The 364-nt window shown below is 67.6% G+C and carries 1 pseudogene; it reads left to right on the forward strand.

Annotation, left to right across the window (positions count from 1 at the left end):
• Window positions 1-364: pseudogene (locus tag AC5ZG1_RS44775) on the forward strand (Cro/Cl family transcriptional regulator); the annotation flags it as partial.

Genomic DNA, 364 nt, shown 5'->3' on the forward strand with positions numbered 1-364 from the left:
GGTGACCAGGAACTGGTGGAGGTGGCTGAAGCGGCGCCGAATGCCGCAAGCGGCATGATCAAGCTTTATCGTGCCTACCGCGAACAGGCCGCGCGGCTATCCGATCTGACAGTGCTGATGGCGGCCGAAGGGCATGCGCCCGTTGCCGCCGGCCGGCTGCCGCTGGACGAACTGCGCGAGACGCTGGAGCGCCGATCGGGTTATTTCGGACGGATCGAGACCGCGGCGGAAGCCTTTGCTGCGACGATGCCCGGCGGCCTCGATCTTGCGGCGGGGCTGAAAGACTGGCTGCGCGCCGAACGCGGCATTGCGGTGCGCGTCTTGCCCGTGCACGTCATGCCGGATCTGCGCCGCCGTTTCGATC

The sequence above is a fragment of the Bradyrhizobium sp. Leo78 genome (assembly GCF_059512425.1).